Raw genomic sequence first — 8593 nt, 5'->3', positions numbered from 1 at the left:
GGGTGGGCCGCTTAGTGGGAAGCGGTTTCCTGTTCCTGGGCGTTCTTGGCGGCGTTCTTGCCGGCGGTGCGCAGTGCTTCGGCGACCTTGTTCAGGGCCGGCACGTGCTGGGACTGCCATTCGTTCTTGAACTTGTCCGCGTCCGGGCCCATCCACTGCACGCCGTTGAGTGCGCTGGTGAGCTGGTTGCGCTGCTCATCGATGGTCTGTGCGCCTGCTTCGAGCTTCTTACCCAGTGCGCGAAGCTGCTGGACGTCTGCACCCCAAACTGCCATTTTCCTACTCCTTGCTCGTGGTGAACCCGGCGTTCCCGGTTTCTGTTGACTCAAAGCTATCCGGATCGCGCACCAGCCGTCGATGGGGAGGGGTACCCATGAAGTGCTCCCCATGGTCCGGGCCGTTATGGCACGCGCGTGCTACGAGCCTGAGGCATCATCCGTCTGGTTCGACGGATGGTCCTTCGAGCACGACACGGTCCGGACCTGACACGGGGTCACTTGACGCCCGATGATCGCCGATCAGGCGGCGTTAAGTGACCCCGTGTGCGGAGGGTAGGGACTAGCTCAGCGCCTGCTGGAAATCGCGGATCAGGTCGTCCACGTCCTCCAGCCCCACGGAAAGCCGCACCACGCCGTCGCCCAGCCCGATCGCGGCCCGGCCTTCGGCGCCCATGGCGCGGTGCGTCGTCGTCGCGGGATGTGTGATGAGGCTCTTGGAGTCGCCCAGATTGTTCGAGATGTCCACCACGCGCAGGCCGTTGAGCAGCTTGAACGCGGCATCCTTGGCGGTGCCGCCGGGCAGCGGGGCCAGTTCGAAGGTCAGCACCGTGCCGCCGGCGCTCATCTGCCGCGCGGCCAGCTCGTACTGCGGGTGCGAGGTCAGGAGCGGGTACTTCACCCAGTTCACCCCGGGCTGCTGCTCGAGCCAGCCGGCCAGCGTCAGCGCGGAGGCGGACGAGTGACGGACACGCATGTCGAGCGTCTCCAGACCCTTGGTCAGCACCCAGGCGTTGAAGCTCGACAGCGACGGCCCCGTGTGCCGCATGAGGTTCTTGACCGGTCCGTCGATGAACTCCTTGGTCCCGAGGATCGCGCCGCCCATGACGCGCCCCTGACCGTCGATGTGCTTGGTCCCGGAGTACACGACGACGTCGGCCCCCAGATCCGTGCAGCGCTGCAGCATGGGGGTGGCGAAGACGTTGTCGGCCACCACGGTGGCGCCCGCGGCGTGCGCGAGCTCGCTGACCGCGGCGATGTCCACGATCTCCTGCATCGGGTTCGAGGGGGACTCGAAGAACACGGCCTGCGTCGGCACGGCCAGCGCCTCACGCCATTGCTCCAGGTCCGGGCCGTCCACGAACACCGTCTCCACGCCCCAGCGGGGCAGGATCTCGTTCAGGATCACGAAGCACGAGCCGAACAGGGACCGCGCGGCCACCACGCGGTCCCCGGCGGCGAGCAGGGCGCCCAGGGCCGTGAACACGGCGGACATGCCGGACGCCGTGGCGAAGCACGCCTCGGTGCCTTCGAGCAGCCGCAGCCGTTCCTGGAAGGTGGCGACGGTCGGGTTGCCGTAGCGCGAGTAGACGAAACGCTCGTCCTCACCGGTGAAGGCGCGCTCGGCGGCCTCCGCGGAATCGTAGACGAAGCCCGAATTCAGGAACAGGGCCTCGGAGGTCTCGAAGAAGTTGGTCCGGTCCAGACCGCCGCGCACCGCCTGGGTGGCCGGCGACCAGGACGCGGCCTCAGGATTGAACGCCATGCGTCACGCCCCGATCGTGGTCGGCAGGCCGCTGTTCTTCCAACCGTTCACGGTGCGCTCCCCGAAACGGTCCGGAACGCCTTCGAAGCCTTCCAGGACGTTGTACGAGGACCAGCCGGCCGCCGTCGCGGCTTCCGCAGCGGCGATCGACCGCTGGCCCGAGCGGCACAGGAAGACCAGATCCGTGGTGCCCGGTTCCGGGGCCTGATCGTTCAGTTCGGCCAGAAAGCCCTGGTTGGGCACGCCGCCGGCCAGATTCCACTGGATGAAGAGGGGCTCGCCGGCCGGAGCCTTGGGGCGGCCGATGTGCGCCCACTCCGCCTCGGTGCGCACGTCCACCAGAACGGCGCCCTCCTTGAGCTTGTCCCACGCCTGCTGCGGCGTCAGGTCTCCCGCGTAGCTCACAGGGCACCGCCGAACGGGGCGAAGCCGGTGGCGGGCACGGCGTAGGGGTCCACGATGGGTGCCGGGGGAGCGGGCGGGGCGTACGGCAGGACCACGGCCTGCGCGGCGATCACCGTCTCCCCGTTGAACGTCACGGACGGGCTGCCGTAAAGGATGTACCCGTCGGCCAGGGCGGCGGAGACGCGTTCGCAGAACTCGCGCGTGTCCGGGCCGGTCAGCAGGCGGTACGGCAGGCGGGCGGGTGCCACTGCGGGGACCGTCTCCGGGGCGCTCTGGGGCACGACGGCGGCCTCGGCCACGGCGGGCTGTTCGGCTGCGGGGGCGGTCGCCGTCGTCGTGACGGGCTTCGCGGCCGCGGCCTTGGTGGTGCGCGGAGCCCGGGCGGCGGACTTGGCCGGGGTGCTCCGGGGTGCAGTGGCCTTGGGGGTTCCGGGGGTTCCGGACGGAGTGGACGTGGGTTCTTTGCGGGCAGGCAAGTGGGGCTCCTTCGCGCTTGCAGTTGACACATGCCGAGTAGTCACCTGAGGCACCCCGCCGCGTCTGGAGGGTTGCCGACCGGTCAGTCAGGGCTTGTCACCGGTACTCGTTACTCTGCAAAAAATCTAGCACCAGGCCCCGGGGAGACGCGGGGAGAAGGATGACGGGAGGCTTCATCTTCTGTCATGAACCGGCCCCGGCTGCGGCCTGCGGAACAGACCGCTGGGACCGACCCACGGAAGTTCGGTTCACCCACGTATTTTTCGGTGGGCAGACCGAACTTCCGTGGGCGAAGCCGCCTGGCCCGCCCGGACCTCCGCCTCAGCCGACGGTCACGACGACCTTGCCCCGCACGTGTCCCTCCTCCAGGAGCCGGTAGGCGTCAGCCACCTGCTCCACCGGGAACTCTGCTTCGAGGGGCAGGACCAGCGAACCGTCGGCAAGCGCCGCCGCGATGCGCTCCAGCGAGCCGGGAGCGGCATCCCCGCCGCCCGTGGCCGTGAACCCGCCGCCCGGGTGCCCGTGTGCGGCGATCGCGGTGATGCGTTCCGCCGGCACGCCGAAGCCCTGTGCCACGGTGATCACCTCGGCGCCGTTGAGATCGGCGGCAGCCGTGGGCGTGCCGATCTCCGCCACCCGGTCCGCCAGGCCCTCGCCGTAGGTGACGGGGATCGCCCCGAGCCCGCGGAGGAATTCGTGATTGCGTTCGGAGGCGGTTCCGATCACCGTGGCACCCGTCGCGACGGCGAGCTGTGTGGCCAGGACGCCCACGCCGCCAGCGGCTCCGCCGATCAGCACGGTGTCCTCCGGGGACAGCTTCAACTGGTCGATCGCGGCGGCCGCGGTGCGTCCCGCGAGGTCCAGGCTCGCTGCGAGCTGGTCCGAGAGCCCGTCCGGGGTCCGGTGGAGCGAGGAGGCCGGCACCAGAACGAAGTCCGCCACCGCCTCGTGCCGTTTGCCGCCGAACACCCGGACACCCACGGCGAAGTCCGTGACACCCTCGCCGAGGTCGTCGACCACGCCGGCGAAGTCGTTGCCCACGCCGGAACCCGGAGCGCCGCCGAACGCCTCCGCCACGGGACCGCCGTGGAAGATCTTGAAGTCCACCGGGTTCAGGCCCGCCGCGGTGACGCGGACCCGGACCTCGCCCGGACCGGGCTGCGGCACCGCGACCTCCACCAGCTGAAGGACTTCCGGACCGCCGAACTCTTCATACCGCACTGCACGTGTCATGGTGATTCCTCGCTCTGCGCTGTCGGCGCCGTCCGGTTGCCTCGCGGGTGCGCTGCACTCCGGACCGGCGCGGTGTTCTCACTGATGCTGCGTGCAACAGGCCTGGAGAGGCCCGCATTCCGGATGCGACGGCGTATGACGAAACGGGGTGCGGGGCGGGTTCCGTGCGAGCCGGGCAGGGAGTCGCGGAGGCGCCTCAGCGCGGCAGCTGCGCGGTGAACGCCCCCAGCTCGGACAGCAGTGCGGTCAGGCGGGACAGGCCGCCGTCGTCGTCCGAGCCACCGACCTCTTCGCGAGCGGCAGGGGAGGTGAACATGGCGATCGCCTCGAGGCGGCAGCCGCCGCCGGGCAGTTCGAGGAAGTCGAGGACTTCGAGGACGGGTCCGTGTGAGTCGGCCTCCGCCTCCACGGTCTGCACGATGCGCCACGGCTCGGAGACCTCGTGGAAGGAGCCGTAGAAGGTCCAGTCGTCGCCACCCGCCGCCACGGAGTAGCTCCACGACCCTCCGGTGCGCGCATCCCAGCGCCGGAAGCGCAGCTCGACGCCGTCGGGCACCAGCCAGCGCGCCAGCCAGAGCGGGTCGGTGTGGGCGCGGAACACGGTCTCGACGGGCGCGTCGAACTCCCAGACCCTGTTGATGCCGCGCAGGCCCTGCCATTCCTCGAGCTGCCGGATGCTCTCCACCTGTCCGCCTCCTTGTTCTCCTGGAAGTCTGCGGTGGCCGTCATCCGAGGTCAACGAGGGCCCTCACGAGGCGGCACAATTCGTCACCGGCGTTCATCCCGGGTCATGCGGCGCAATCAAGGGGATGGTTGACTGAAGAGATGATCCGCGCCATGACCCCCGCCGATTTCCGGGCCGTCCAGGACCTGGAGCGCGCCGCGGGAGAACTCTTCCGGCAGGCGGGAATGGACTCCATCGCCGACGACGACCCCTTCAGCGACGCCGAACTGGCCGCCACTGTGGCGGAGGGCTGGGCGTGGGTGCTGACCGTGCCGGACGGCGGCGCGGCGCCGGTCCCCGGCGCGGTGGACGCCGTGGGCGACACCGATGCCGTGGGCGGCGCCGTCGCAGTGGCCGGGTACGCCGTCGGCGAAGTGGTGGACGGCGCGGCGCATCTGGAGCAGCTCAGCGTTCACCCGGGGCACGCCAGGCAGGGGCTGGGCGCACGCCTCCTGGATCACTTCCGTGCCGTCGCCCGGGAGCGCGGGATGGGGCGGACCACCCTGACCACGTTCCGTGAGATCCCCTGGAACGCGGCCTACTACGCCCGGCTCGGATTCACCGTGCTGCCTGAGGCCGAGTGGGGGCCGGAATTGCGGGCCAAGGTGGCCGAGGAAGCCGCCCACGGCCTGGACCGCTGGCCGCGCGTGGTCATGGTGGCGGAGGGCTGAGCCCTACGACCCGCGATGGAGCTGCGCCCCGCCTCAAAGCGCCTCGAACAGGCTCAGAGTGGATCGCGCTCGAAGTCGATTCCGGAGGTGCCGGCGCGCCAGTGCAGCTGCCCTCCGGTGTAGCTGAGGCTCAGATCCTGCCGGAGGAGCTCGAGGAACCATTGCTGCTGTTCACCCTGCTCCCCGGGGCAGCCGACGGCTCCTACGGCGATGTCGTGGACCCGCATCACGTCGTGGTCGAGTGTGGCCTTCGCCGAGACAGGCCCACAGGGGGTCTTGGACGCCAGCAGCAACTCGCCATCGACGGATTGCAGCGAGGCGGTCACGGCGCCGTCGCCCGCCCAGGGCAGGGCCATCCCGTGGTCCAGGGCGCGGATGCTCCGGTACGGCGTGCACGGCGAATCCGGGACGAACCGTGCACAGGTGATCGGAGGAAGCCCCGACGGTCCGGGCTGCGCGGGCCGGGAGGCGATCGAGGACGCCCCGCTCCCCGCCCCCGTCACGTCGGAGGTGGCAGGGCGTCCAAGTTCCGGCGGCGGTTCGGCGCAGGAGGCCAGAAGAATCGCGGACACCATCGCCGCGGTGACCACGGGGCCCAGGCGGGGGCGGCGTGAACCCCCGGGACCGCGGCTCCGCGGGACCAGCCAGGTCTTGCCGTGAGACATCGCCGGACCCCCACTTCGCCGTACTCGACCGTGGTTGAACCGTATACCGGTCCTTCGGACCTGCCAAGGGGCCGGGCCCGCCCCGGCCGGCCCTACGCGATCCTCACTCGATCTCTACTCGATCCCGGCGAACAGCCGGTTCAGTTCCTCGGTGAGTTCCGCGGCGACGGCCGGGTCGGAGCCGATCTCCTTGCCGTCGATGTGCTTCACCGGCGCGATCAGGCGGATGGAGGAGATCAGCCACACGGCGTCGGCGTCGAAGAGGTCTTCCGGCTCCAGCGGGCCATAGCCGAGTTCCCAGCCGGCCGCCTTCGCGGCCGTGAACAGCGCGCCCTGGGAGGTGCCCGGGAGGATCCCGGCATCAAGCTGCGGCGTGACGAGACGCTTGGTGACCGAGCCGTCGTCGTTCACGTCGCGGTGCGCCAGCAGCACGGTGGACGTCGGGCCCTCCAGCACGCGGCCGTCAGCGGACAGGAAGATCACGTCGTCCGCGCCGAGGGAGTGCGCGTGCCGCAGCGCCGCCATGTTCACGGCGTAGCTGAGGGTCTTCGCACCCAGCAGGAGCCAGGGAGCGCGGTCGGCCAGATCACTGTCGTAGCCGCGGTCCAGCAGCACGACGTCGATCCCCTCCACGCGCTGCTTCTTCCCCAGGGCGGGGGCCGGGCTCGCCTGGACCCACTCGGTGGGGGCTCCCGCACCCTCCACGCCCCGGGTGACCAGGAGCTTCACCACGAACTCGTCCACGCCGGGATGCGATTCCAGATAGTTCTCCACGGCTGTGCCGATGGCCGCGCGCCACGCGTCCTCGCCACTGATCTCCAGCTCCAGGGCGCGGGCCGACCCTGCCAGCCGTGCCAGATGGGCCGGGAGTTTCCGGAGTTTCCCGTCGAGCACCAGGAGCGATTCGAAGACGCCGTCCCCTCGGGTGGCGCCCAGGTCCGTGGCCATCAGCTGCGGCACGGACGCGTCCGCCAGACGGCCCTGGGGGTGGGCGGGATCAAGGAACACGAGCACGGTGCTGGGGGACGTGGAAGTCATGGGACAAGCGTATCCACCCGGCCGGGCGTGGGGGCGCCGACCCGGCGAAGTCCCCGGGGTGCGGCGGCCGGGCGGTTCCCGGGTGAGAATGTCTTGACGGCACGGCGCCCGGCGGGGGCGACCGGCACAGGAGTGGGGGAGACGCATGCTGCCATACAGCTGGCCTCAGGAGTGGTCCGTGGGGTTCACCATCTGGGTCATGGCCGACGTGGTGATCCGTCTCGTCCTGCTCGGCGTGGTGCCCGGCAACCGCCGCCCCACCACGGCCATGGCGTGGCTGCTGGCCATCTTCCTGGTGCCCGACGCCGGTCTGGTCCTGTTCCTGCTGTTCGGCAACTTCCGGCTCAAGGGCCGCCGCGCCCGCGAGCTGGAGGACGTCAACCGACGGGTACGGGAGGCCAGCTCCGTCCTGGAAGGGGTGCCCGAGCAGCTGCACCTGCCGGTCTGGCTGCGCTCCGCCATCGAACTCAACCACCGACTCGGGGCCCAGCCGCTCACCACCGGAAACCGTGTCGAGCTCATCCCCGGCTATCTGGAATCGATCGAAGCGATGACGGCGGCGGCGCGTGGGGCCAAGCGCTACGTGAACGTCGAGTTCTACATCATGGCCTACGACTCGGTGACGGAACCGCTGTTCACGGCCCTGGAAGAGGCGGCCGAACGGGGCGTGGAAGTCCGTCTGCTGTTCGATCACATCGGCACGCTGCGGGTGCGGGGTTACCGTCGTCTGCTGCGCCGCCTGAAGAATTCGGAGATCCGCTGGCGGCGCATGCTCCCCGTCATGCCGTTCTCCGGGCAGTGGCGCCGCCCCGATCTGCGTAACCACCGCAAAATCATGGTCGTGGACGGGGAGGTGGCGTTCACCGGTTCGCAGAACCTCACGGAGCCCTCCTACAACAATCCCAAGCACCGCAGGGCCGGCCGCCACTGGGTGGAGCTCATGGCCCGAGTGGAGGGCCCGGTGGTGGCGAGCCTGAACGTCGTCTTCGCCACCGACTGGCTGAGCGAAACGGACGAGTCCCTGGAGGAGCAGATCGTCCTGCCCGACGCCGTCGACGGCCACATCCCGGCCCAGGTGGTGCCGAGCGGCCCGGGGTTCTCCCAGGAGAACAACCTCCGCCTGTTCAACACCCTGATCTACTCCGCGCAGGAGCGGGTCTCCATCTGCAGCCCGTACTTCGTCCCGGACGATTCGCTGCTGTACGCGATCACCACGGCCGTGCAGCGCGGCGTTCACGTGGAGCTCTTCGTCTCCGAGCAGGGCGACCAGTTCCTGGTGCATCACGCCCAGCGGTCGTACTACCAGGCGCTCCTGGAAGCCGGGGTGCGGATCTTCCTCTACAAGGCGCCCGCCGTGCTGCACGCGAAGCACTTCACGGTGGACGAGGAGGTCGCGGTTCTCGGTTCCAGCAACATGGACATGCGGTCCTTCTCGCTGAACTTCGAGGTGTCCCTGATGATGGTGGGCCCGGAGATCGTGGCCGCGCTGCGGAAGGTGCAGGAGTCCTACCGGTCCACCTCGCGGGAGCTGACGCTGGAGGAGTGGCAGGAACGGTCGGTGCTCTCGAAGTACGTCGACAACGTCTGCCGGCTCTCGGCCACCTTGCAGTAGGGGCCTT

10 protein-coding genes and 1 riboswitch are annotated in these 8593 nt (G+C 69.8%); of the genes, 2 read left to right on the top strand and 8 right to left on the bottom strand.

Annotated features, from left to right (window positions below; translation table 11 throughout):
• Positions 1-11: 11 nt before the first annotated feature.
• From AB4Y75_RS16495 to AB4Y75_RS16470, 6 genes are all read right to left on the bottom strand, one after another.
• The gene (locus tag AB4Y75_RS16495) at positions 12-275 is read right to left on the bottom strand and encodes a WXG100 family type VII secretion target (protein ID WP_066216089.1); all 264 of its coding nucleotides are present in this window, start codon (positions 273-275) and stop codon (positions 12-14) included.
• Between the two features lie 283 nt (positions 276-558).
• A complete protein-coding gene (locus AB4Y75_RS16490) occupies positions 559-1761 on the bottom strand; it encodes an O-succinylhomoserine sulfhydrylase (RefSeq protein ID WP_441436967.1) in 1203 nt (400 codons plus the stop codon).
• A gap of 3 nt (positions 1762-1764) precedes the next feature.
• Entirely contained in the window at positions 1765-2166 is a 402-nt protein-coding gene (locus AB4Y75_RS16485) for a rhodanese-like domain-containing protein (RefSeq protein ID WP_441436966.1), read from the bottom strand.
• Positions 2163-2642, bottom strand: coding sequence for a DUF1737 domain-containing protein (locus AB4Y75_RS16480; protein ID WP_441436965.1), 480 nt, complete (start codon positions 2640-2642; stop codon positions 2163-2165). Before AB4Y75_RS16480 ends, AB4Y75_RS16485 begins: the two co-directional genes overlap by 4 nt.
• 8 nt (positions 2643-2650) lie before the next feature.
• Positions 2651-2757, bottom strand: a riboswitch (SAM riboswitch).
• A gap of 207 nt (positions 2758-2964) precedes the next feature.
• Positions 2965-3876, bottom strand: a complete 912-nt coding sequence (locus tag AB4Y75_RS16475; RefSeq protein ID WP_441436964.1) for an NADP-dependent oxidoreductase — start codon at positions 3874-3876, stop codon at positions 2965-2967.
• A gap of 196 nt (positions 3877-4072) precedes the next feature.
• A complete protein-coding gene (locus AB4Y75_RS16470; RefSeq protein ID WP_441436963.1) occupies positions 4073-4561 on the bottom strand; it encodes an SRPBCC domain-containing protein in 489 nt (162 codons plus the stop codon).
• Between the two features lie 128 nt (positions 4562-4689).
• Between AB4Y75_RS16470 and AB4Y75_RS16465 the strand changes: the two genes are divergently transcribed.
• A complete protein-coding gene (locus AB4Y75_RS16465; RefSeq protein ID WP_441436962.1) occupies positions 4690-5271 on the top strand; it encodes a GNAT family N-acetyltransferase in 582 nt (193 codons plus the stop codon).
• A 53-nt stretch (positions 5272-5324) separates the two neighbouring features.
• Here the strand turns inward: AB4Y75_RS16465 and AB4Y75_RS16460 are convergent, their stop codons facing one another.
• Both AB4Y75_RS16460 and AB4Y75_RS16455 read right to left on the bottom strand, forming a co-directional pair.
• Positions 5325-5936 carry a hypothetical protein gene (locus AB4Y75_RS16460; protein ID WP_441436961.1) on the bottom strand — a complete coding sequence of 204 codons (612 nt, stop codon included), beginning with the start codon at positions 5934-5936 and terminating at the stop codon, positions 5325-5327.
• A 114-nt stretch (positions 5937-6050) separates the two neighbouring features.
• The gene (locus AB4Y75_RS16455) at positions 6051-6974 is read right to left on the bottom strand and encodes an aminodeoxychorismate lyase (protein WP_441436960.1); all 924 of its coding nucleotides are present in this window, start codon (positions 6972-6974) and stop codon (positions 6051-6053) included.
• A gap of 145 nt (positions 6975-7119) precedes the next feature.
• Between AB4Y75_RS16455 and cls the strand changes: the two genes are divergently transcribed.
• Complete coding sequence (cls, locus tag AB4Y75_RS16450; protein ID WP_441436959.1) at positions 7120-8586, top strand: cardiolipin synthase; 1467 nt, start codon at positions 7120-7122, stop codon at positions 8584-8586.
• Positions 8587-8593: the final 7 nt, after the last annotated feature.

Origin of the sequence: Arthrobacter sp. RAF14, from assembly GCF_052114185.1 — a bacterium.
Taxonomy (GTDB): Bacteria; Actinomycetota; Actinomycetes; order Actinomycetales; family Micrococcaceae; genus Arthrobacter_E.
Note: the sequence above shows the minus strand (reverse complement) of the source record. Positions and strands in the feature narration are given on the sequence as shown.

What these genes read in the sequence shown, in the direction of transcription:
- AB4Y75_RS16490 (WP_441436967.1), bottom strand. Translation starts at nt 1,761, where the DNA reads ATGGCGTTCAATCCTGAGGCCGCGTCCTGGTCGCCGGCCACCCAGGCG.
- AB4Y75_RS16495 (WP_066216089.1), bottom strand. Translation starts at nt 275, where the DNA reads ATGGCAGTTTGGGGTGCAGACGTCCAGCAGCTTCGCGCACTGGGTAAG.
- AB4Y75_RS16475 (WP_441436964.1), bottom strand. Translation starts at nt 3,876, where the DNA reads ATGACACGTGCAGTGCGGTATGAAGAGTTCGGCGGTCCGGAAGTCCTT.
- AB4Y75_RS16455 (WP_441436960.1), bottom strand. Translation starts at nt 6,974, where the DNA reads ATGACTTCCACGTCCCCCAGCACCGTGCTCGTGTTCCTTGATCCCGCC.
- AB4Y75_RS16460 (WP_441436961.1), bottom strand. Translation starts at nt 5,936, where the DNA reads ATGTCTCACGGCAAGACCTGGCTGGTCCCGCGGAGCCGCGGTCCCGGG.
- cls (WP_441436959.1), top strand. Translation starts at nt 7,120, where the DNA reads ATGCTGCCATACAGCTGGCCTCAGGAGTGGTCCGTGGGGTTCACCATC.